This window comes from Xanthomonas sp. NCPPB 3761 (assembly GCF_041475705.2).
In the GTDB taxonomy this organism is placed as follows: Bacteria; Pseudomonadota; Gammaproteobacteria; order Xanthomonadales; family Xanthomonadaceae; genus Xanthomonas; species Xanthomonas phaseoli.
Genome location: NZ_CM191262.1, coordinates 1,583,968 through 1,605,717, shown reverse-complemented (window position 1 = coordinate 1,605,717; position 21,750 = coordinate 1,583,968). Strand labels below are relative to the sequence as shown.

Below are 21,750 nucleotides of genomic sequence, written 5' to 3'. Positions count from 1 at the left end.
GCCCGGCTTCAGGGAAGGCACATCACGCAGCCCCGCGGAGCCTTCGATGCTTTTCGAAACCCTCGATACCACCGGCCACGAGCAGGTGATTTTCTGTCACAACCGCGACGCCGGGCTCAAGGCGATCATCGCCCTGCACAGCACGCGCCTTGGGCCAGCGTTGGGTGGCGTGCGGATGCGCCCCTATGCCAGTAGCGAGGCGGCACTCAACGACGCGCTGCGGCTGAGCCGCACCATGACCTACAAGAACGCCCTGGCGGGCCTGAATGTCGGCGGCGGCAAGGCGGTCATCATCGGCGACCCTCGGACCGACAAGACCGAAGCGCTGTTCCGCGCCTTCGGCCGGTTCGTCGACACCCTCGGCGGGCGCTACATCACCTCCGAGGACGTCGGCACGGACGTCAACGACATGGAGCAGATCTACCTGGAAAGCGAGTACGTCACCGGCGTGCATCAGGTGCATCGCGGCTCCGGCGACCCAGCGCCGTTCACAGCCTATGGCGCGCTGCAGGCGCTGATGGCCTCGCTCAACCGCAAGCTCGGCCACGAAGAAGTCGGCAAGGCCAGCATCGCGATCCAGGGGCTGGGCCATATCGGCATGGAGCTGGTGAAGCTGCTCAAGGAACGCGGCGCAAAACTCTATGTGGCCGACCTGAATCAGGCGCTGGTGGACCGCGTGGTGGCCGAATACGGTGCAGAAGCGGTGCGCCCGGATGAAATCCATCAGGTGTCGGCCGACGTGTTTGCCCCGTGCGCGCTGGAAGGTGCGATCAACGAAGACACGCTGCCGCAACTCAAGGCCAAGATCATCTGCGGCACGGCCAATAACCAGCTGGCCAGCGCCGCCATAGGCGAAGAGCTGCATCGGCGCGGCATTTTGTATGCGCCCGATTACGTGGTGAATGCGGGCGGCGTGATGAACGTGTCGCTGGAGATCGACGGCTACAACCGCGAGCGCGCGATGCGTTTGATCCGCAGCATCTATCACAACCTGGAAAAGGTCTTCGATCTGTCCACGCAGCTGGACGTTTCGCCGCAGCAGGCGGCCGACCGGATTGCCGAAGCGCGCATCGAGTCCATCAGCAAGCTCAAACTACCGCTGGGCCGCACTGCGCCGCGCTTCCTGCACAAGCTGCGCGGCGAGTAACCGCAAACGGACAGATTGGGCATAACGATCAGCGTAGTAGGTGATCACCGTGGTAGGTGATTGCCGCTGAAAACGCCACGCCCGGGCATTGCGCCCGGGCGTCATGCACGCCGATCAGAAATCGGCGCTGTACTTCAGGCTCAGCGCACGGTCGTCGCCGCGCTCGCCCACCCGCTGGTCGTAACCGAAACGCAGCTGGCTCTGCGGGCCAACCGGTGCAGCAGCGGTGATGCCGAACAGACCACCCGAGCGTGCCGGCTGCATGCCACGCAGCGGTGCCCACGCATCCACCCCCACGAAGCTGGCCTCCAGCGTCAAGCCGTCGCTGCTCAGCGCCTGCTGCCATTCCGCATAGCCGCCCAGCTGGAGACCGCGCCAGCGATACGCCGAGCGCACGCCGGCAAGTGCCTGCGTGCGCGATGACGTATTCGCGTTGGCACGCAATCCGAAGCCATCGCCGCCGTTTTCGCGGAAACCATCGCTGCGCAAACGCACGTAATCCAGGCCCATATACGGCGTCAGGCTTGCACGCGCATCGCCCAGGCGGTACCCGGTTTCCAGATTGCTGCTGAGGTAACTGCCGCTGTAGTCGCTGAAGGCGCTGCTGCGGTCTTCGCCCAGCTGCAGGGTGCGCTCGATCTGCCGATTGACGTTGCCAAAGCCCACTTGGCCCAGCGTGTACGCAGCGCCCAACGTCGTGCCCCAATACAGCTGCGCCTGCACCTGACGATCGCGCCCGCGTGCCCCATCCAGGTCGCCCAGGCTGCTGGAGCGTGTTTCGCCGAACGCAAAACCGGTGACCGCACCGGAAGCCAGGCGCACATCGTTGCCCATCATCCAGCCGGAGGTGGCAAATCCCGAAGTGGTTGCACCACCCTCGCCCGGGCCGCCAAGGGCCCGCTGCCAGTTGCCCAACAGACGCGGCTGTTGCGAGAGCCCATCGAAATGCGCTGCCAGTGCGCGGCGACCCAGGTCGATGGTGTCGAAGGTCATCACCGCAGAGTCGGCATGCGCACGGCCAGACAGGCTGCGCAGCGAATCGGCGGCGGCCTTGGCGTTTGGCGATTGTTGCAAGGCAGCTGCAGCGCGAATGAAGCCGCCGCTGAGCGCACCGTTGCCCTGGAACTGCTGCGCATCGACCTGCTGGAACGCCTGCTCGACGCGGATGGCCGAATCCATCGATGCGGTGCCGATCGCGCCCAGCGACGCGGCGACCGCGGTGACATCCATGCGCTGCAACGACACATACGCGGTGTTGGCGTCGTAGCTGCGCGTGGCGCTCAGAAAGGTCACCGCCGGCCCGCTGCTCAGCGTGTCGAATGTGCCCTGCAAACCACCGGTCGCCTGCAGCACCGCGTAGGTGGTGTTGTTGACGACGTAGTCGCGCCGACCGAGCAATTGCAGGTCGCCTGCGATGGTCGCCGTGCCCGCCACATTCAAACGGTCACCCACATTCACCGCCAGGCGACCATTGCTGGCCTGCGTGTAGTTGCCGGCAATGGAGGCGGTTGCGCCGTTGACCTGCAAGGTCCCGGCGTTGTCGACCCGACCACCGACGTTGCCCGCGCCAACCAAGCGCGCGCCGTTGGCGATGCTCACGCGCGCACTCTGCAAGCTGGCCGTCTGCAAGGTGCCGCCAAGTACCTGGGTATCGCCGCTGAAGGCATTGGCCGTGCTGCTCAATACCAAGGTGCCGGTGCCGCGCTTGGTCAGGCCACCGGTGCCACTGATGGCGTTGGCCCAGGTCGAACGCAAGGTCGTGACATTGACATCCACCGTGCCCCAATCGAAGCGTGCCGGCCCCAACACTGCTTTGCCGACGTTGAGCAGGCCGTAGCCGAAGACCGGATCCACGCCCGCAGCTCCCAAGTCGGTGGCGGTTCCCAGCAAGGTCTGGCGCACTAGATCGTTGTTGAAATACGGAAATGCCTGCCACACCAGCGCAGCCGCACCGGAGACCAGCGGCGCTGCAAACGAGGTACCGCTGCCGTAGAAATAACGGATGTTGCCGGCAGTGGCGTCCGGGTCGATGAACAGCGACGTGCCTGGCGCGACCAGGCAGTAGCGCATCGCCACACCGCAGGCGTTGGAGTAAGACGCCAGTTGCGTCGGGTTGGCGGTATCCAGCGCGCCCACCACCAACCAACCGCGCTCCAGATCGGCCGCCGGCAGCGTTCCGTTGGGGCCAGGCTGACTGGGCAGCGCCGCCGTATCGGAGGGCTGCGAGCGCGATTCATTGCCCGACGCGAACACCACCAGCCCATCGTTACTGAGGATGAAGGGGCGGTATTCCTGGGCAATCTGATTGGTCACCGTCGGGTCGTTCCAGTACAGACCGCCCCACGAGTTGTTCATGATGCGCACACCGGCACTGATCAGATCGGCGTGCACCGGTCCCAGGCCAAGCGGTCCATCGACCTCGTTGCCGTCGCCGCTGCCGTCATCCTCCGGCGCACGGTCGCTGATGATGCGCGCAGACACCAGGCCCGCGCCCGGCGCGATGCCGCCGGGCCATTGCCCGACCGCACGCCCGGCGGCCAGCTCGGCCACCACGGTTCCGTGCCCGACCACATCGCCCACCGCGGTGTTGTTGGTGCGTGGGTCCACATAGATGAAGCTGTCGCTGACGCGTCCCTGCAACGCCGGATGATTGGCATTGATGCCGGTATCGATGACGCCGATGCGGTACCCCGCACCCGTGAAGCCAAGCGCCTGCGCCGCACGCGCGTTGGTCAGCGCCAGATGCGCATCGATCGCCGGCTCCGGCGTGGTGGGTGTCGTCACCGGTGGCGGCGGCGATGTTGGCGGCGGCGGCGGAGGTGGCGAGGTCACCGGCGGTGCGGCCGGAGTGCTTGGACGGATACCACCTCCGCCACCACCACCGCCACATGCGGTCAACGCAACGGCCAGCGCCGAGGCCAGTACAGTCCTGGCGACGTCTTGCTTCTTCATTTGTGTTCTCCCCGAACCCATTCCATGGATGGGGCCCAATCGGGCCCGAATAACGCTTTGCTCACTTTAATCGGAAAGGGTGCGCGTGGGGCGCGTGCTGGCGCGGCGCCGCCATGAGGCAGATAATCGTTTCACTTTAAACGGTATCTGCTCATGTCCGACATCGTCATCGTTGCTGCCAAACGTACTGCCATCGGCTCGTTCCTCGGCCAATTCAATGCGGTACCGGCACCCACGCTCGCCGCGGCTGCCATCCGGGGCGCGCTCGCGCAATCGGGCATCGCACCTGCCGATATTTCCGAGGTCATCGTCGGCTGCGTGCTGCCGGCCAATCTTGGCCAGGCACCTGCGCGCCAGGCCGCGATTGCCGCAGGCATTCCTACCTCCACCGGCGCCACCACCATCAACAAGGTGTGCGGCTCGGGCATGAAGGCGATCATGTTGGGACACGACCTGATCAAGGCCGGCTCGGCCAGCATCGTGGTGGCCGGCGGCATGGAGTCGATGAGCAATGCCCCGCATCTGCTGCCCAACTCGCGTACCGGCAACCGCTACGGCAATTTCCAGGCAGTCGATCACATGGCATGGGACGGCCTGACCAATCCGTATGACGGCCAGGCCATGGGAGTGTTCGGCGAAGCCACCGCGGAGACGTTCGGCTTCACCCGCGCCGACCAGGATGCATTCGCGATCGCCTCGGTGGAACGCGCGCAGGCGGCACAGCGCAGCGGCGCGTTTGCCGACGAAATCGTGCCGGTGACGGTCGCCACACGCAAGGACGAAGTCGTCGTGGACAGCGATGAGCAGCCGGGCAAATCGGACGTGGCCAAGATTCCAACGCTGAAGCCGGCCTTCAAGAAGGACGGCAGCGTGACCGCGGCCAGTTCCTCGAGTATTTCCGATGGCGCGGCAATCACCGTCCTGATGAGCGCGGACGACGCGCAACGCCGCGGCGTGACGCCGCTGGCGCGCATTGTCGGCCACGTCACCCATTCTCAGGAGCCGGAGTGGTTCACCACCGCACCGGTCGCTGCAATTCAAGCGCTGCTTGGCAAGCTCGGCTGGCAATTGGACGATGTGGATCTGTTCGAAATCAACGAAGCCTTCGCCGTCGTGGCGATGGCACCGATCAAGCAACTCGGCATCGCGCACGAGAAGGTCAATGTGCATGGCGGCGCCTGCGCATTGGGCCATCCGATCGGCGCATCCGGCGCGCGTTTGGTGGTGACATTGGTGAACGCGTTGCGCAGCCGCGGAGGCAAGCGCGGAATCGCAACGCTATGCATCGGTGGCGGCGAAGCGACCGCCATCGCTATCGAATTGATTTAATTATCTTTAACGGCGATTTTGCAAAACTGAATGCGCGTGCGCTTGACACTCGTCTTGTGGCCGTCATCATGTCGGGGGCGCGCAATAGCGCGTTGCCTAATCTAACGACGAGGATTGAAACAATGACCATCAACAAGCTGCTGATCGCAATGGCTCTGGGCCTGGCCCTGACCGCTTGCTCGAAGCCGGAACAGGCTCAGGACGCTGCTGCTTCGGCTAACGAAGCTGCTGCCGACGCTCAGACCGCTGCCGACCAGGCTGCTGCCTCGGGCTCGCAGTCGGCTGACGCCGCTCAGGCTGCTGCCAACACCGCTGCTGCTTCGGCCGACACCGCTGCTGACGCTGCCCAGGCTGCTTCGGGCGCCGCGACCGACGCTGCTGCTGACCAGGCTGCCGACGCTGCCAAGACGGCTGAAGACACCGCCAAGGCTGCCAAGGACACCGCAGAAGAAGCCAAGAAGTAATCACTTCTTGACTCCAAGCGAGTTCGAAAAAAGCCGCTGGTTTCCAGCGGCTTTTTTTTGCCTGCGATTCCGGCCTTGCACGCCGTACCCGCCGGCATGACCACCAACATCCTGCACGACTGCGTCTGTCTACCCCGTGGCTGAATGGCCGGCTGCGCATTGACGCAGACTGCATCGCCTCCTGCATAAGCTCCGGCTTCCAACACCGGAACAGGAACAGGACCACCCATGAAGACGATCCGCATGCTGTCGTTGAGCGCCATCGCCGCCCTCACCCTTGCTGCCTGTCAGGGCCCGGATGCCGAGCAGGCGCGCCGCGATGCCGCGTCTGCCGCCAAGCACGCCGCCGCCGCGACCGAACAGGCCGCAGACCGTGCAGCAGTGGAAGCGAAGGCCGCAACTGCCGATGCACGCGTGGCTGCGCGCGAGTTGGCCGCAGACGCCAGCCGCGCCACCGCCAATGCGGCCGATGCCACAGCCGACAAGACGCGTGAAATGGCCAACAAGGCCGAACAGAACGCCGACAAGCACGACGCCGACCACGCGCAGCACTGAGTCGCCCCTCTTTCGCGGCACCCGCAACGCGCCGGCCATGTGCCGGCGCGCTTGTCTCGGCCGACGGGTGGCTCGTGTTGTCGAGGCCGGCAGGCTAGCATTCGCATATGTCCTCTTCTTTTACATCACGCCGGCGCAACCAGCTGGCGCTGATTTTTTCTGCGCTGATCTTCGTCGTCATCGGAATCGGCATCTTCGTCGGTGCCCGCCGTTCGCTGGCCGACGCCGCGCTGGTGTCGCATACCCACGAGGTGATCGGGCGGGTCGACGAGATCCAGGCGCGCGTGCTCGATGCCGAATCGGCGCAGCGTGGTTTCCTGCTCACCGGCAACGACGCCTACCTGCTCGACTACCACACCAGTGTCGAACGTTTGCCGATCCTGCTGGACAACCTGCGCCGCCTGATCGTCGACAACCCTTCGCAGGAGCAGCACCTGGCGCAGTTGCAACGGCTGGTGGAAACCCGCCTGCGGCAGATTCAGCACGTGCTCGACATCTATACGCAAAGTGGGCTGGAGCCGGCACGTGCCGACATCCGGCAGAGCGCCTTCCGCACCACCAGCGCGATCCGCGAGCAGGCATTGGCGATGGTGCAGCGCGAACAGGAACTGCTGGCACAGCGCGCGCGAAGCAGCGAACAAAGCGCCAACCTGTTGCTGGCACTGGCGCTGGCCGGCATTCCGTTCGGGCTGGTGGTGGTGGGCATGGTCTATGCGCTGTTGATGCGCGAACTGCGCCATCGCGCGCAGGCCGAACAGCTGGCGGCGCAAGCCAATCGCGAGTTGGGCGAGAGCATCGACGCACTGCAGCGCAGTACCGCCGACCTCAACCTGCTCAGCCGCTACACCGGCCTGCTGCAGAGCTGCATCAGTGCCGAAGAAGCGTTGATGGTCAGCAGCCGTACCCTGGCCAGCCTGCTGCCGGGCGTGGCGGGAAGCGTGTACCTGCTGCGCGCCTCGCAAGACCGCGCCGAGGCGATCAGCCACTGGGGCGAGCCGCTGGTGCGCAGTGCGCCGCATCTGTCGCCGGAGCAATGCTGGGCGCTGCGCCGCGGCCAGCCGCATATCGTCCACGACCTGGGCCGGGATGCGCTGTGTGCGCATATCGAAGAACCCGCACGCGATGCGTCCGTCACCACCGCGTGCCTGCCGATGTCGGCGCAAGGCACCCAGCTCGGGTTTCTGTTCCTGTCCGCAGCCGGCCCGGGACCGATGCCGCGGCTGGAAATCGCCGAGGCGGCCGCCGAGCAGTTGTCGTTGGCGCTGAGCAACCTGCGCCTGCGCGAATCGCTGCGCCGGCAGTCGATCCGCGATGCGCTGACGGGGCTGTATAACCGCCGCTATCTGGAAGAATCGCTGAGCCACGAGCTGGCGCGGTGCGCACGGCGTGGTCTGCCGTTGTCGGTGTTGATGCTGGACGTGGACCATTTCAAACAGTTCAACGACAGCCAAGGCCATGCCGGTGGCGACCTGTTGCTGGCAGCGGTGGGCGAGGTGCTGCTGACCCGCCTGCGCGCCGAAGACGTGGCATGCCGCTACGGCGGTGAGGAATTCACCGTCCTTCTGCCCGAAGCCGATGGCGAGGAAGCCATGCGCGTGGCCGAGCAGATCCGCGGTTACATCGCCGCGCTGGCGGTCAGCGACGGTGCGCGCGCGTTGCCGAAGGTGACTGCCTCGATCGGCATGGCCAGTTTCCCGGCCGATGGCGAACAGGGTGCGAGCCTGATCCAGAAAGCCGACGCAGCGCTGTATCGCGCCAAGCGCGCTGGGCGCAACCGGGCCGAGCGACACGGTGCTGCGACAGACAGTGCGAACTGAAAGCAACTGACAAAGCCGTGGCGCAGCTGCCAGGCCGGTGCGGCCGTGTCCGCGATGTGTCGCGCGACACTGCCGCTCCTGTACGCCGCACCCACCTGGGCTCTGCCCGCGACGTTTGCCGACAGCTTCGGCACGCACGCCGTCCATCGCGGATTGCGAAGTTCGTCACACAAAAGATCCAGTTGCGCGGCGATAGTCGGCCTCGACCCCTAAAGCGAGGCAGTCCGATGTCGATGTGGCGCGATCAAGGTCCCAATAAGAAAGACGGCGTTCCGGTCACTCCCGAGGTTCCTGCTGCCGATGGCAGGCTGTTCACCGCCGAGACCAGTCCCGCACCGCCGGTGCCCGCCGCCGCACCGCCCAGCGTCGCACCGGCAACTGCAGCCACGCAGCGTCATAGCGAAGCGAAAGAGTCGCTGATCGCTGCCGACATCAGCATCGAAGGCAAGATCGAAGGCGCCGGCCATGTGCGCCTGGCCGGCCGCTTCAAGGGCGATGTCAACGTCAAGGGCGATCTGACCATCGAACGCGGCGCCAAGCTCAATGGCGGCGTGCGCGCCAACAAGGTGATCATCGCCGGCGAGCTGGAGGGCAACATCGAATCTGCCGCGCAGGTCGAACTGCAGACATCCGGTGTGTTGGTTGGCGACGTCAAGGCCGGCAGCCTCACGGTGGCATCGGGTGCGCGCATGCGCGGCCAGGCCGATTTCGGCTGGGGCGATGATGGCGGCAAGCCGGTCACGCCCAACAAACCGGTCGTCAGCGGAGACAGCGACGCCACATGAGTGCACCTCGCCCGGGCACGCCCGGCGCCACGCGTAGCTGCCCGCACTGCAAGGCGACGATCCTGGAAAGCGCCAGCGTCTGCCCTGCGTGCAAGCACCACCTGCGCTTCGATTCGGCGGCTGCGCAACACGCGCAGCCGGCGCCGATCGTGCCGCTCAAGGTCGACGGCACCATCCGCCACCCGGCCGACGGCGATCCGTGGGAATACACGGTGGTGGTGGTGGTGCGCAACGGTAAGGGCGAGGAGATCCGTCGCCAGGTGGTCGATGTCGGCGCCATGCACGGCGGCGAAGAACGCGGCTTCACCCTGGCGGTGGAAGCGAGCGCGGTGCGTTCGCCTGGGCGACGTACGCGGCATTAGGAACAGCTAACAAAAACGACTGCGCAGCCAGGCGGGCGCGGCCGTTGCCCGGAATCGGTGTGTACCACGCGTACACCGCGGTTCCTTCGTACCGTCGACGCCACCTGACGGCCGCTCGCTTTGTTTTGTTGGCCGCTCTAAGGCGTCCACGATCCACGCGGCTGCCAACACTACTAAACGCGCACTGCCGGACGAACGTGGCGGTGAACTGACCGGCATGTGCCATGCGTGCACCCTTGGCCTCTGCACGCTGGCCTCTGCACGCCGGCCTCTGCGCGCCGTCCACGCCCGTCCGGCGGCTGCTCGCGACGTCGTGGCACCTGCCGGTAAGCGCGTGCTGCACGAACGCACCAGCGCACGGCTCCCATTCTCAGGATCTGCACACCGGCTTGGCCAGAGTTGCCGCATGCGCAACGGCAACGATGAGACAACTCACACACGCGGCGATCTGGTGGTGCTCGGGCCGGAGGGCCTGTATTGCCCGCAAGGCGACTTCCATATCGACCCGTGGCGGCCGGTGCCGCGCGCGGTGATCACGCATGGTCACGGCGACCACGCCCGCAGCGGCATGGGCGAGTACCACTGCACGCGCGAGAGCCTGTCCATCCTGCAATGGCGCCTGGGCGAACAGGTCTATCACACGCATGCGGATGGTGAAACGTTTCAGCTGGGTCGTGCGCGCGTGTCGCTGCATCCGGCCGGACACGTGCTGGGGTCGGCGCAGGTGCGCATCGAAGTGGATGGCGAGGTCTGGGTGGCCTCCGGCGACTACAAGCGCCAGCCCGACCCCACCTGCAAGCCGTTCGAAGTGGTGCCGTGCGACACCTTCATCACCGAGGCGACGTTCGGCCTGCCGGTGTATCGCTGGCCCGACACCTCCGAGGTCGCGGCCGATATTTCCGCCTGGCGCCGCGAATGCGCCGAACGCGGCGAAGCGGCCATCCTGTATTGCTATGCGCTGGGCAAGGCGCAACGCGTATTGGCCGAATTGCGCGCGTGGGAGACGCAGCCGGCATTGCTGCATGGCGCGGTCGCGGTAGGTGTGGAGGTCTACCGCCAGGCAGGCATCCCGATGCTGGACACCCAGCCGGTCAGCGAGCATGCGCGCGGCGCCGACTATGCCGGGCAGTTGGTCATCGCACCGCCATCGGCGGCCGGCAGTGCCTGGATCCGCCGGTTCCGCAGCGCACAGCAGGGCTTTGCCTCGGGCTGGATGCGCATCCGCGGCAATCGCCGTCGGCGCAATTACGACCGCGGCTTTGTGGTCTCCGACCATGCCGACTGGCCCGACCTGCTGCGCACCATCGAAGAAACCGGCGCACAGCGCGTCATTGCCACCCATGGCAATACCGATGCATTGATCCAACACCTGCGGGAGCGCGGCGTCGCAGCAGAAGCCTTCCGCACCGATTTCGGAGCCGAGGAATGAACCCGCTGCCCGCACGTCGTTATGTTCGCGCGCGTCCGCGCATTCGCCTGAGCGGTGCGCTCGCGTTCCGCCGTCATGCGTTGGCGTTTTGCGTGCATCGCAGCGCACCAGCGGCCACCATCGGTCCACCGCGAGCGCTACGGCGCCCACGCGTGCTTGCCGCGTTTACCCGACGCGCACTGGAACTGCGTGCTCCCGACAGGCGCGCAGCGCCACGGGCGCTGCCGTGAGGCGTTTCGCGGCGTTGTATCGCACCCTGGACCGCAGCACCGGCACGCTCGACAAGCGCGCTGCACTGGTGGCGTATTTCCGCGAGGCGCCCGCGCTGGATGCGGCATGGGCGCTCTATCTGCTGGCCGGTGGCAAGGTGGCCAGTGCGCGCATGCGCATTGCCAGCAGCGGCGAGCTGCGTGAATGGATCACCGACACCGCCGGCGTTGCCGACTGGCTGGTCGCCGACAGCTACGACCATGTCGGCGATCTGGCCGAAACGCTGGCCCTGCTGCTGGACGACCCGGTCACCGAGGCGGCCGACCTGCCCCTGGCAGAGTGGATCGAACAGCGGCTGCTGCCGATCGCCAACCAGGACGTGGACATCCGCAAGGCCTGCATCGTGCAGGCGTGGCGCAGCCTGGCCTTCGACGAGCGGCTGGTGTTCAACAAGCTGCTGACCGGCGCACTGCGGGTTGGCGTGTCGCAACGGCTCGTGCAGCAGGCGCTGGCCGAATTGTCGGGCGTGGACATCGCGCGCATTGCCCAGCGCATGCTGGGCAGTTGGCGGCCGCATCCGACCTATCTTGCAGACCTGTTGACCAGCGAAGAACTGCCCGGCGACCGCCAGCAGCCCTACCCGTTCTTCCTGGCTTCGCCGCTGGAAGCGGAGGTCGAAACATTGGGTGCCATCGACGACTGGCTGCTGGAATGGAAATGGGACGGCATTCGCCTGCAGCTGATTCGCCGCGCTGGCGAAGCGGCACTGTGGTCGCGCGGCGAAGAACGTCTGGATGGACGTTTCCCTGAAATCGAACACGCCGCGATGCAATTGCCGGACGGCATCGTCATCGATGGCGAGCTGCTGGCCTGGCAACCCGAACAGCCCCTGCCGATGCCGTTTACCGCGTTGCAGACGCGGATCCAGCGGCTCAAGCCCGGGCCCAAGACCTTGGCCGCCGCACCGGCGCGCGTGGTGGCCTACGACCTGTTGGAACTGGCGGGCGAAGACCTGCGCGAGCGCCCGCTGCAGGAGCGGCGCGCTCTGCTGGAAGACGTGCTCTCCGCGCTTGCAGACCCGCGCATCGTTGCCTCGCCGCTGGTGCAGGTCAGCGACTGGCAGGCCGCAGCGCACGTGCGCGTGGAAGCGCGCGAACGCGGCGTGGAAGGGTTGATGCTCAAGCGCGCCGGCTCGGTGTATCAATCCGGTCGCCGTCGCGGCGACTGGTGGAAATGGAAGATCGACCCGCTTACCATCGATGCTGTGCTGCTGTACGCGCAAGCCGGCCACGGCCGACGCAGCACGCTCTATACCGACTACACCTTCGGGCTGTGGCATGAGGGCCAACTGGTGCCGATCGCCAAGGCGTATTCCGGCCTGGACGACAAGGAAATCCTGCAGCTGGATCGCTGGATCCGTGCCAACACCACCGAGCGTTTCGGCCCGGTGCGCGCGGTCACCGCGCAGCATGTGTTCGAGCTGGGGTTTGAAGCGGTGAACCGCAGCGCGCGGCACAAGTCCGGCATCGCAGTGCGCTTCCCGCGCATCCTGCGCTGGCGTCACGACAAGCCAATGGCCGAAGCCGATCATCTGAGCACCCTGCAGGCACTGGCGCGGTGAGCGTCACGCAGCACACGTACGGCACGCCACTGCAACAGTGGCGTGCCTGGTTCGCGCAGCGCGGCTGGGCGCCGCTGCCGTTTCAACGCGATGTGTGGAAGCGGTATCTCGACGGCGAATCCGGCCTGCTGCATACGCCTACCGGCAGCGGCAAGACACTGGCGGCATTTGGCGGGCCGTTACTGGAGGCATTGGCCGCGCGTGGGCGTAAATCTCCGGTCAAGCCAGGCAAGCCCGCCTCGTCTGCGCGCCGCCAGCAACAACGCAATCTGCAGGTGCTGTGGATCACGCCGTTGCGCGCACTGGCCGCCGACACTGCACGCGCGCTGCGCGAGCCGGTGGATGCATTAGGGCTGGATTGGCAGGTGGGCCTGCGTACCGGCGATGCCAGCGCGCGCGACAAGCGGCTGGCACGCAGCGGCAAGCTCGATGTGCTGGTCACTACGCCCGAATCGCTGGCGTTGCTGTTGTCGTATCCGGATACCGCGCCGCAGCTGTCGGCGCTGCGCTGCGTGATCGTCGACGAGTGGCACGAGCTGCTCGGCAACAAGCGCGGCGTGCTGCTGCAGCTGTGTCTTGCGCGCCTGCGCGGATGGACGCCGCAACTGCGCATCTGGGGGCTGTCGGCAACGCTGGGGAATTTGTCGCAGGCACGCGATGTGCTGTTGCCGCATCGCCCCGAGGCGGCGCTGGTCTCCGGCGTCAAACCGCGCACCATGACCCTGGAAACCCTGCTGCCGCAAAGTGGCGAGCGGTTTCCGTGGGCGGGCCATCTTGGCCTGGCGCAACTGGCGCGCGTGCTGCAGAAGATCATGCAGCAGCGCACCAGCCTGGTGTTTACCAACACGCGCGCGCAGGCCGAGTTGTGGCATCAGGCCTTGAGTGCGGTGTGGCCGGAGGATCTGGCCACGCTCGCGCTGCATCACGGCTCGCTGGATCCAGCGTTACGCGCGGTCGCCGAACGCGGGCTGGCCGACGGCAGCCTGCGCTGCGTGGTGGCCACCTCCAGCCTGGACCTGGGTGTCGACTTCCCGGCCGTGGATCAGGTGCTGCAGGTCGGCAGCCCGAAAGGCATCGCGCGTCTGCTGCAACGCGCCGGGCGCGCACGCCATCGCCCCGGCGAATCCGGCCACGTGGTGTGCGTACCCTCGCATGCGCTGGAGCTGGTCGAATATGCGGCGGCACGCCGCGCACTGGTGCACGGCCATATCGAAGCGCGTCCACCGCCACGGTTATCGCTGGACGTGCTGGCGCAGCACTGTGTCACCCTCGCCCTCGGCGGCGGCTTCCACGCCGATGCGTTGTTCGAGGAAGTGCGCGGTACCGATGCCTTCGCCGCGCTGGAAACAACCACGTGGAACGCGGTGCTGGATTTCATCGTGCAAGGCGGCAGCGCGCTGGCGCATTACCCGGACTTCCACAAGGTGGTGCGCGACGATGACGGCCTGTACCGCGTGATCGACCGACGCGTCGCGCTGCGGCATCGGCTGTCCATCGGCACGATCACCAGCGACGGCAGCGTGCGCGTGCAGTTTCTGCGCGGCGGGCGGCTGGGCGCGGTGGAAGAACAATTCGTCGGCCGTCTGCGCCGCGGCGACCGCTTCCAGTTCGCCGGCCGCCTGCTGGAACTGGTGCGCCTGGAAGACATGACCGCCTACGTGCGCGTGGCCAAGGGCGGCAGTGGCGTGGTGCCGAAATGGATGGGCGGGCGCATGCCGTTGTCGTCGGCGCTGGGACGCGAGGTGGAAGCGGTGTTCGCCGACCCAGGCGACGCGCCGGAGATGCAGGCCTTGGCGCCGTTGCTGCACCTGCAGGCGTCGCTCTCTTCGCTGCCCGGGCCGGACCATCTGCTGGTGGAAAGCGTCAAGGCGCGCGACGGCCGGCACGTCTTCGTCTACCCGTTCGCCGGCAGGCAGGTCAACGAAGGCCTGGCCGCGTTGCTCGCGGCACGTTGGGGCCGGCGCCACCGCAATACCTTCAGCTTCGCTGCCAACGACTATGGCTTTGTGCTGTCGCCAGCGCAGGATGTCGACATCGATGCCGATGCGCTGCAGACCCTGCTGTCACCTGCGGGCCTGTTCGACGATCTGCGCGACAGCCTCAATCTGGGCGAACTGGCACGCCGGCAGTTCCGCGAAATCGCACGCGTGGCTGGCTTGTTGTCGCCCTCGTTGCCTGGCCGGGCGCCGCGCAGCCTGCGTCAGTTGCAGGCCTCCAGCGGCTTGCTGTACGACGTGTTGCAACGCTTCGATCCCGATCACCTGCTGCTCGCCCAGGCCGAACGCGAAGTGTTCGAAGGCCAGCTCGAGCTGGCGCGGCTTGCGCATGCCCTGGAAGATTGCGCGCGACGTGAGTTACGCCTGTGCAAGCCGCGCAGCCTCACGCCCTTATCGTTTCCGCTCTGGGCCGAACGCGTGCGCGGGCAACTGAGTACCGAAGACTGGAAGGCGCGCGTATTGCGCGCTGCCGAACAACTGGAACGCAAGCATGGGCGATAGCGTGCAGCTGCAGCTGGCCGGCGAAACCGTGGAATTGCTCGGCGAACGCGCGCTGTATCGGCCGGCGCAACGTGCGCTGTTGATCGCCGACCTGCATCTGGGCAAGGCCGACGTGTTTCGACGTGCCGGCATCGGCCTGCCGGCTGGCGGCACCGCGCACGATCTGGAGCGACTGGATGCGTTGCTGGCACAACGCGATGTCCAGGCGCTCTGGATTTTGGGCGACCTGCTGCACGGACCCGCGCCGCGTGCCGCCTGGCACCGACGCTGGAGCGCATGGCGCGAACGGCATTGCGCGTTGCGCGTGATCGCCATCCGCGGCAACCACGACCGCGCCCTGGCCGTTGCGGATCTGCACATCGAAGCGGCCGGCGAACAGGTCGAAGATGGCCCGTTCGTGTTGCGTCATGACCCGTTGCCGCATCCCACCGGCCACGTGCTGTGCGGGCATCTGCATCCATTGGCCAAGCTGCCGGGGCTATCACGGCGCTGGCCGGCGTTCTGGTTGCGCGAGCGCGTCACCATCCTGCCGGCGTTCTCGCAGTTCACCGCAGGCATCGTGCCGACACTGGCCGAAGGCGAGCGCCTGGTTGCCTGCGTGGAAGGCGATGCGCTGGCACTGCCGGTGCGTTAGCCATTGCCACGCACGCATCGGCCGATGCTACGACGATGCAGCCGCTTCGGCCTTAGCGTCGGCCAGCCGCGCGACCGGCTGCGCCAGGGCCTCGACGAATTCCGGCGCCAGCGCCAGCTTGCCGAACCAGCCATGCTGGGTGCCGCTGAGCACACGCAACATGTGCCCGCGTCCACCCGGCACGCGTCCCATCGGGCGTAGCAGCAGATCGCGGCCATGTGCCCACAAATCGCGTTCGGACTGGAACAGCGGCGTCAGCCAGCGGCTCCAGCGGTGATAGATCGCCACATGCGCCTGGCGTTCGCGCTGGTAGCGCTGCAAGGCATCGTCCAGATCAGCGCCGGCGCGCAACGCATCGCGCATCGCCAATGCATCCAGCAGCGCCATGTTCACGCCCTGCCCCAACTGCGGGCTCATCGCATGCGCGGCATCGCCGGCAAGCACGAAGCGGCCGCGATGCCAGCGCGACACCACCGCATCGCGATAGCTCGCGCGCGCCAGTGCACCATGCACCTGCACCGTGGCAAGCCGCGCGTGTGCTTCCGGCCACATCTGCGCCACCTCGTCGCGCCAGGCGGCAATGCCGCGCTGTTCCCACGCAACGAAATCGCTGCACGGCAGGCTCCAGAAAAAGCTCAGCCGCGGCGTGTCGTCGCCCGGGCGCGTGCCCACCGGCAACAGGCCGATCATCTTGCGTGCGCCGATATAGCGCTGGCGCAATTCGTCCACGAATGGCCAGTCTTCGCGTGGCAGCAGGCACCACAGCGCCCCCCATGGATATACCCGATCCAGCTGCGTTCCCTGCGCCTGCGCACGCAACGTGGAAGCCGAGCCATCGGCGGCGATGATCAGATCGAAGGGGCCATGCCACTGCCCGCGTTGATCCTGCACGCGCACGCCCGCGTGGTCGATCGCGGTGATCTGCGTGTCCACATGCAGTTGCGCGTGCTGCGGCCAGGCCTCGCGCAGCAGCGTAAACAAGGCGCCGCGCTGCATGCCCACACCCATCAGGCGCGGATCCAGATCGCGGTACTGCATGTCCATCACCGCGCGCCCGCACGGCGTGTCGCCGTACAGACGGCGCACCGGCGCTCCATGCGCAAGCGCCTGCGACAGCAAGCCCATGTTCCAGAGCACCTGCAACCCGCTAGGTTGCAGCAGAAAACCGGCGCCCACCGGCCCGGGTGCAGCTGCGCGCTCGAAGACCTCCAGCTGATGCCCGTCGGCGCCGAGCAGCACGGCCAATGCCTGCCCCGCCGTTCCGTAGCCCACCACCGCAATACGTAATGCTCGTTGCATCGTCCCTGCCCTGTCTGGCGATCGCTGCCCGCGCACAATCGGCGCAAAAAAAAACCCCGCCGTGGCGGGGTTTTTCAACCGCACAATCGAGTCAGATTACTCGACCGGCGTGATGTTCGAAGCCTGGGCACCCTTGGGGCCCTGGGTCACGTCATAACTGACGCGCTGGCCTTCCTGCAGGCTGCGGAAGCCCTTGGAATTGATCGCGGAGAAGTGCGCGAAGACATCGGCGCTGCCGTCCTCCGGTGAGATGAAGCCAAATCCCTTGGCGTCGTTGAACCACTTGACGGTACCGTTCGGCATGGTGATGCGAGACCTTTGCAATAATTAATGGGTGGTGTACGGCGGTGCGTACGCGCCGAGTATGCAAAGCTTATGCCCCGATGACAATCACCCGCGTGCAAGTTCGCCAATCAGCTCGGGCAGCCCGGACGAAGCCGCATCGACGTTGGCCAACACGTCGGCCATGGTGATTTCCTGCGCGTCGCCGCAACCGGCCGCCCAGTTGGCCACGATCGCCAAACACGCATATTCCAAGCCTTTTTCGCGTGCCAGCCCAGCTTCGGGCATGCCGGTCATGCCCACCAGATCGCAGCCGTCGCGACGCATGCGTGCGATCTCTGCAACCGTTTCCAGTCGCGGTCCTTGCGTTGCACCGTAGCAGCCGCCCGCCACCAGCGTGACGCCGGTCACTTTGGCTGCCGCAATGACCTTGCTGCGAAACATCGGCGAATACGGGTGGCCGAAATCCACGTGCTGCACTTCGCTTCCAGGCTCTTCGCAGAACGTGGACACGCGGCCCCAGGTGTAGTCGATCAACTGATCCGGGCACGCCAACACGCGCGGGCCAAACTGTTCGGTGATCCCTCCCACGGTGTTGAGCGCCAGCACCCGCGAGGCGCCGATTTGCTGCAGTGCAGCGATGTTTGCGCGGTAATTGACCTTGTGCGGCGGCAGCGAATGGCCTTCGCCATGGCGCGCCAGGAAGGCCACGCGATGGCCGAGCAGCATGCCGACGCGAATCGGCCCGGACGGCGCGCCGTAGGGCGTTTGGACTTCGTGCGATTGCACATCGTCCAGCTGCGCGAGCTTGTAGACACCCGTACCGCCGATGACGGCCAATGCGATGGAATTTGCGGACACAACCGACCTCTGCAGCGAAAGACATGATGGGCAGCGCACGCGTGCGCGCCGAGCTGCCCGCAGCGAAGCGGGCATGGATTTGCAGCGTTACGGCTTCATCGCATAGATGGCAGGAATACCGCGCAGCTGCTCGTTGACGTCCATGCCGAAGCCGAACACGTAACGGTCGGGCACTTCCACGCCCACGTAATCGGCGCTCACGCCCGGCACGCAACGGTCGTGCCGCTTGACGGTCAACACCGCCACGCGCACGTCGGTGGCGCCCTGCTCCAGGCACCACTGGCGCACGCCCTGCAGCGTATAGCCCTCGTCGAGAATGTCGTCGACCAGGATCACGCGGCGACCGAACAATGCGGTGGCCGGACGGTGCTTCCACACCAGTTCGCCGCCGGTGGTTTCGCCGCGGTACCGGGTGGCATGCAGGTAATCGAATTGCAGGTCCTGCCCGCGTGCGCCCAGCTCCAGCGCCAGCTGGCCCGAGAACGGCAGCGCACCGTGCATGATGGTGAGGTACACCGGCACTTCGCCGGCGTAGTCGCGTGCGATCGCATCGGCGATGGTGGCAACGGCGGCATCGATGGCGGGACGGTCGACCAGCAGATCGGCTTGGGCCAGGGCCTGGGAAATGGTGAGCGTGGACATCAGGCAGTTGTTCCGAAATGGGCAGAAGGAGGAGTGGTAAATGAGGCGTCGGTGCCGGCGAGCAGGCCATCCCAGCCCAGTGCGCCACGGCCGATCAGGCCGATCAATGCAGCGGCATTGAGGCTGCGGCCCTGCACGGCCTGCAGCGATTCGGCGACCAGCTCCGGGTGGCACACCAGCACCACGTCGCAGCCGGCATCCAGATGCGCATGCACCCGGCCCGCCACGCCGCCGGCACTGAAGGAGGCGGCCATGCCGATGTCGTCGGAAAAGACCACCCCGCGGAAGCTCATCTGGCCGCGCAGGATCTGCTCGATCCAGCGCTGCGAATAGCCGGCCGGCTCCGGCGCGACCTGCGGGTAGACCACGTGCGCCATCATCACGGCGTCGGCGCCGGCCTCGATGCCCGCCACGAACGGCACCAGGTCTTCGGCCTGCAGCACCTCCAGCGGCCGTGGGTCGCTGGCGTGATCGACGTGGGTATCTTCCAGCACGGTGCCGTGGCCGGGGAAATGCTTGAGCGTGGCGGCCATGCCGGCGCCGTGCAGCGCCTGCACATAGGCACGCGTGAAGGTGGCCACGATCTGCGGGTCGTCGCTGAAGGCGCGATCGCCGATGGCGCGGTTGCCGCGCCCCAGGTCCACCACCGGCGCAAAGCTCAGGTCCACGCCGCTGGCGCGGACCTCGCTGGCCATCAACTGCGCATGCGCGCGCGCGGCGGCCAGTGCTGCCTCCGGGTCCTGGGCGTACTGCGCACCGAAGCTTTGCAACGGCGCCAGCGTGCTGAATCCTTCGCGAAACCGCTGCACGCGCCCGCCTTCCTGGTCCACGCAGATCAGCACCGGGCGCGGCGCGGCGGCGCGAATGGCGGCCGACAGCTCGGCCACCTGGGTGCGCGAAGCGAAGTTGCGCTTGAACAGCACCACGCCGGCAACCGCATCGTGCTGCAGCCATTCGCGTTCCTGTGCGCTGAGTTCGGTACCGGCAACGCCGATCAGAAGCATGTTGGGGGACTCCCGGGCCAGGCGCCATGGTGGCGCAGCGCGGCATTGTCGCAGATGCGCGTGGCAGCGTCAGATCGCGCATTCAGCTGCGCGCCCTGCGGGCGCTGCGGGTAGGCTCACAGCCCCTCGAGGTGGGCGCGCCAATGCGCGGCCTGGGCCTGCACTTGTGCCAACACTTCGGGGGCCATCCCGTCGAGCTGGCGGTACGGCAGCGCCAGGCGTTCGTTGGCGGCCAACAGCGGGCGCTGGCGCTGCAGGAAATCCCAATACAGCGCGTTGTACGGGCAGGCGTTCGGGCCGACCCGCAACTTGCGTTGATACCGGCAACCACCGCAGTAATCGCTCATGCGATCGATGTAGGCCGCGCCGCTGATATACGGCTTGCTGCCGAGCAGGCCGCCATCGGCGAACTGGCTCATGCCCACCGTATTGGGCAGCTCCACCCACTCGAAGGCGTCGATGTAAACGCCCAGATACCAGCGATGCAGGGCCTGCGGATCCAGCCCCGCCAGCAGCGCAAAATTGCCGATCACCATCAGCCGCTGGATGTGGTGCGCATGCGCGTTGGCCAAAGAATTGCCGACCGCATCGGCCAGGCAGCGCATGCCGATCTGCCCGTCCCAGAACCAGTGCGGCAGCGGCGCATGCTGGTCGAGACGATTCGATTCCGCGTAGCCGGGCATCTGCGACCAGTACACACCGCGCACGTACTCGCGCCAGCCCAGAATCTGCCGGATGAAGCCTTCCACCGCCGCCAACGGCGCATGCCCTTGCCGCCATGCCGCTTCGGCGCGCGCAATCACCTCGTGCGGGTGCAGCATCTTGACGTTGAGCGCGAACGAGAGCAGCGAATGGAACAGGCGCGGGCTACGCGTGCTCATGGCATCTTCAAAGCGGCCGAAATTGGGCAATGCATGCGCGATGAAAGTGTCCAGATGCTGCAAGGCTTCGTCGCGATCCAGCGGCCATGGCAGGGCTTGCGCGTTCGGTGCGCCAAAGCTGCGCACGCCGGCGGCTTGGATCGTGCGCCACAGCGCGCTGTGATCGTGGGTCGTGCGCCAATCCTGGGGGGCAGGCGGGTGGCCCGGCCACGGCGCACGGTTGTCGTGGTCGAAGTTCCAGCGCCCACCTTCCGGCTCGCCTGCTGCATCGAGCAGGATGCGATGCTGGCGCCGCATACGCCGATAAAACACTTCCATGCGCCATGGGCTGCCAGTGCGAAAACAGGCGGCGACTTCGTTGCGCGCGGTCAGGAAATGTTCGCTGTCGACCATGCGCGTGGCAAAGGGTTGCGCGGCGCTCCAGTGCTGTAGTGCTTCGTCCAGCCGCCATTCGTCCGGGGACTGGTACTCCAGATGGTCGGCGCGGTAATGCGCCATCAATGCCTCGAGGTTGTGCGGGATCGACTGCCGGTTGCTGGCGTTGTCGATCGTCACATAGCGCACCCGATGCCCTGCACGCCGCAAGCCTGCGGCGAACGCGCGCATGGCCGCGAAGATCGCCAGGACCTTCTGCGCGTGATGCAGTACGTAGTCGGTTTCCTGCCGCACTTCCATCAACACATAGACCACCCCCGCATAGCGCGTGGCGAACCAGCTGTGCTGCGGATTGAGCTGGTCGCCCAGGATCAAGCGCAGCGTCTGCGCCGGCGTCTGCGGATTGGTTTGCGCGATAAGTGCGCTGGAATCATGCATCACAGTGGCGCCCGATGATGCGGGGCGCATGGGCGCGTCCATGCCGACGCGGCGCATGGGCACACCTTGAACGCGAGAAAATACTCGGATCGACGCGCACGCATGCACGAACCACTGCCATGACCGCGGTATGGACTTGCACTGCACTACCCTTTAGTTCTGCAC

At 66.4% G+C, this 21,750-nt stretch carries 19 protein-coding genes and 1 other RNA gene; 13 read left to right on the top strand and 7 right to left on the bottom strand.

Annotation, left to right across the window (positions count from 1 at the left end; genetic code table 11):
* Positions 1-46: 46 nt before the first annotated feature.
* Positions 47-1,147 carry a Glu/Leu/Phe/Val dehydrogenase dimerization domain-containing protein gene (locus ACCQ00_RS07010; RefSeq protein ID WP_039568387.1) on the top strand — a complete coding sequence of 367 codons (1,101 nt, stop codon included), beginning with the start codon at positions 47-49 and terminating at the stop codon, positions 1,145-1,147.
* Between the two features lie 114 nt (positions 1,148-1,261).
* Here the strand turns inward: ACCQ00_RS07010 and ACCQ00_RS07005 are convergent, their stop codons facing one another.
* Positions 1,262-4,099 (bottom strand): autotransporter serine protease, encoded by a 2,838-nt coding sequence (locus ACCQ00_RS07005; RefSeq protein WP_039568385.1) that lies wholly within the window; start codon positions 4,097-4,099, stop codon positions 1,262-1,264.
* A gap of 153 nt (positions 4,100-4,252) precedes the next feature.
* Between ACCQ00_RS07005 and ACCQ00_RS07000 the strand changes: the two genes are divergently transcribed.
* The 12 genes from ACCQ00_RS07000 (at position 4,253) to pdeM (ending at position 15,803) form a co-directional block, all read left to right on the top strand.
* Positions 4,253-5,428, top strand: a complete 1,176-nt coding sequence (locus tag ACCQ00_RS07000; RefSeq protein ID WP_039568384.1) for a thiolase family protein — start codon at positions 4,253-4,255, stop codon at positions 5,426-5,428.
* Between the two features lie 122 nt (positions 5,429-5,550).
* A complete protein-coding gene (locus tag ACCQ00_RS06995; protein ID WP_003489455.1) occupies positions 5,551-5,892 on the top strand; it encodes a hypothetical protein in 342 nt (113 codons plus the stop codon).
* A 228-nt stretch (positions 5,893-6,120) separates the two neighbouring features.
* Complete coding sequence (locus tag ACCQ00_RS06990) at positions 6,121-6,447, top strand: XAC1346 family secretion chaperone (protein WP_011346837.1); 327 nt, start codon at positions 6,121-6,123, stop codon at positions 6,445-6,447.
* Positions 6,448-6,554: 107 nt separating this feature from the next.
* Complete coding sequence (locus ACCQ00_RS06985; protein WP_372354094.1) at positions 6,555-8,264, top strand: diguanylate cyclase; 1,710 nt, start codon at positions 6,555-6,557, stop codon at positions 8,262-8,264.
* A 227-nt stretch (positions 8,265-8,491) separates the two neighbouring features.
* On the top strand, positions 8,492-9,049 hold the full coding sequence (locus ACCQ00_RS06980; RefSeq protein ID WP_039568380.1) for a bactofilin family protein: 558 nt from the start codon (positions 8,492-8,494) through the stop codon (positions 9,047-9,049).
* A complete protein-coding gene (locus ACCQ00_RS06975; RefSeq protein ID WP_008578205.1) occupies positions 9,046-9,411 on the top strand; it encodes a hypothetical protein in 366 nt (121 codons plus the stop codon). Before ACCQ00_RS06980 ends, ACCQ00_RS06975 begins: the two co-directional genes overlap by 4 nt.
* A gap of 59 nt (positions 9,412-9,470) precedes the next feature.
* Positions 9,471-9,545: non-coding RNA, sX9 sRNA (locus tag ACCQ00_RS06970), on the top strand.
* A gap of 272 nt (positions 9,546-9,817) precedes the next feature.
* Positions 9,818-10,840, top strand: coding sequence for a ligase-associated DNA damage response exonuclease (locus ACCQ00_RS06965; RefSeq protein ID WP_017155620.1), 1,023 nt, complete (start codon positions 9,818-9,820; stop codon positions 10,838-10,840).
* On the top strand, positions 10,837-11,070 hold the full coding sequence (locus tag ACCQ00_RS06960; protein ID WP_039568378.1) for a hypothetical protein: 234 nt from the start codon (positions 10,837-10,839) through the stop codon (positions 11,068-11,070). The genes ACCQ00_RS06965 and ACCQ00_RS06960 overlap by 4 nt, the downstream gene beginning before the upstream one ends.
* The gene (locus ACCQ00_RS06955; RefSeq protein WP_039568377.1) at positions 11,067-12,671 is read left to right on the top strand and encodes an ATP-dependent DNA ligase; all 1,605 of its coding nucleotides are present in this window, start codon (positions 11,067-11,069) and stop codon (positions 12,669-12,671) included. The genes ACCQ00_RS06960 and ACCQ00_RS06955 overlap by 4 nt, the downstream gene beginning before the upstream one ends.
* Positions 12,668-15,169 (top strand): ligase-associated DNA damage response DEXH box helicase, encoded by a 2,502-nt coding sequence (locus tag ACCQ00_RS06950; RefSeq protein ID WP_039568375.1) that lies wholly within the window; start codon positions 12,668-12,670, stop codon positions 15,167-15,169. The genes ACCQ00_RS06955 and ACCQ00_RS06950 overlap by 4 nt, the downstream gene beginning before the upstream one ends.
* Complete coding sequence (gene pdeM, locus ACCQ00_RS06945; protein ID WP_039568373.1) at positions 15,159-15,803, top strand: ligase-associated DNA damage response endonuclease PdeM; 645 nt, start codon at positions 15,159-15,161, stop codon at positions 15,801-15,803. The genes ACCQ00_RS06950 and pdeM overlap by 11 nt, the downstream gene beginning before the upstream one ends.
* Positions 15,804-15,830: 27 nt before the next feature.
* Here the strand turns inward: pdeM and ACCQ00_RS06940 are convergent, their stop codons facing one another.
* The 6 genes from ACCQ00_RS06940 to ACCQ00_RS06915 form a co-directional block, all read right to left on the bottom strand.
* Complete coding sequence (locus ACCQ00_RS06940) at positions 15,831-17,102, bottom strand: FAD-dependent oxidoreductase (protein WP_039568371.1); 1,272 nt, start codon at positions 17,100-17,102, stop codon at positions 15,831-15,833.
* Positions 17,103-17,198: 96 nt separating this feature from the next.
* Positions 17,199-17,405, bottom strand: a complete 207-nt coding sequence (gene cspE, locus ACCQ00_RS06935; protein ID WP_003488188.1) for a transcription antiterminator/RNA stability regulator CspE — start codon at positions 17,403-17,405, stop codon at positions 17,199-17,201.
* An 87-nt stretch (positions 17,406-17,492) separates the two neighbouring features.
* Positions 17,493-18,245: an S-methyl-5'-thioinosine phosphorylase gene (locus tag ACCQ00_RS06930; protein ID WP_039568369.1), complete on the bottom strand. Its 753-nt coding sequence runs from the start codon at positions 18,243-18,245 to the stop codon at positions 17,493-17,495.
* An 87-nt stretch (positions 18,246-18,332) separates the two neighbouring features.
* Positions 18,333-18,887: a hypoxanthine-guanine phosphoribosyltransferase gene (locus tag ACCQ00_RS06925; protein WP_017155614.1), complete on the bottom strand. Its 555-nt coding sequence runs from the start codon at positions 18,885-18,887 to the stop codon at positions 18,333-18,335.
* Complete coding sequence (nagZ, locus tag ACCQ00_RS06920) at positions 18,887-19,891, bottom strand: beta-N-acetylhexosaminidase (RefSeq protein ID WP_372354093.1); 1,005 nt, start codon at positions 19,889-19,891, stop codon at positions 18,887-18,889. Before nagZ ends, ACCQ00_RS06925 begins: the two co-directional genes overlap by 1 nt.
* A 116-nt stretch (positions 19,892-20,007) precedes the next feature.
* Positions 20,008-21,648, bottom strand: coding sequence for a cryptochrome/photolyase family protein (locus tag ACCQ00_RS06915; protein ID WP_180301561.1), 1,641 nt, complete (start codon positions 21,646-21,648; stop codon positions 20,008-20,010).
* Between the last annotated feature and the right edge of the window lie 102 nt (positions 21,649-21,750).

Excerpts from the sequence above, each read along its gene's own strand:
- ACCQ00_RS06960 (WP_039568378.1), top strand. The coding sequence starts at position 10,837 with ATGAACCCGCTGCCCGCACGTCGTTATGTTCGCGCGCGTCCGCGCATT.
- nagZ (WP_372354093.1), bottom strand. The coding sequence starts at position 19,891 with ATGCTTCTGATCGGCGTTGCCGGTACCGAACTCAGCGCACAGGAACGC.
- ACCQ00_RS06965 (WP_017155620.1), top strand. The coding sequence starts at position 9,818 with ATGCGCAACGGCAACGATGAGACAACTCACACACGCGGCGATCTGGTG.
- ACCQ00_RS06995 (WP_003489455.1), top strand. The coding sequence starts at position 5,551 with ATGACCATCAACAAGCTGCTGATCGCAATGGCTCTGGGCCTGGCCCTG.
- ACCQ00_RS06975 (WP_008578205.1), top strand. The coding sequence starts at position 9,046 with ATGAGTGCACCTCGCCCGGGCACGCCCGGCGCCACGCGTAGCTGCCCG.
- ACCQ00_RS06940 (WP_039568371.1), bottom strand. The coding sequence starts at position 17,102 with ATGCAACGAGCATTACGTATTGCGGTGGTGGGCTACGGAACGGCGGGG.
- cspE (WP_003488188.1), bottom strand. The coding sequence starts at position 17,405 with ATGCCGAACGGTACCGTCAAGTGGTTCAACGACGCCAAGGGATTTGGC.
- ACCQ00_RS07005 (WP_039568385.1), bottom strand. The coding sequence starts at position 4,099 with ATGAAGAAGCAAGACGTCGCCAGGACTGTACTGGCCTCGGCGCTGGCC.
- ACCQ00_RS06985 (WP_372354094.1), top strand. The coding sequence starts at position 6,555 with ATGTCCTCTTCTTTTACATCACGCCGGCGCAACCAGCTGGCGCTGATT.
- ACCQ00_RS06990 (WP_011346837.1), top strand. The coding sequence starts at position 6,121 with ATGAAGACGATCCGCATGCTGTCGTTGAGCGCCATCGCCGCCCTCACC.
- pdeM (WP_039568373.1), top strand. The coding sequence starts at position 15,159 with ATGGGCGATAGCGTGCAGCTGCAGCTGGCCGGCGAAACCGTGGAATTG.
- ACCQ00_RS06925 (WP_017155614.1), bottom strand. The coding sequence starts at position 18,887 with ATGTCCACGCTCACCATTTCCCAGGCCCTGGCCCAAGCCGATCTGCTG.
- ACCQ00_RS07000 (WP_039568384.1), top strand. The coding sequence starts at position 4,253 with ATGTCCGACATCGTCATCGTTGCTGCCAAACGTACTGCCATCGGCTCG.
- ACCQ00_RS06980 (WP_039568380.1), top strand. The coding sequence starts at position 8,492 with ATGTCGATGTGGCGCGATCAAGGTCCCAATAAGAAAGACGGCGTTCCG.
- ACCQ00_RS07010 (WP_039568387.1), top strand. The coding sequence starts at position 47 with ATGCTTTTCGAAACCCTCGATACCACCGGCCACGAGCAGGTGATTTTC.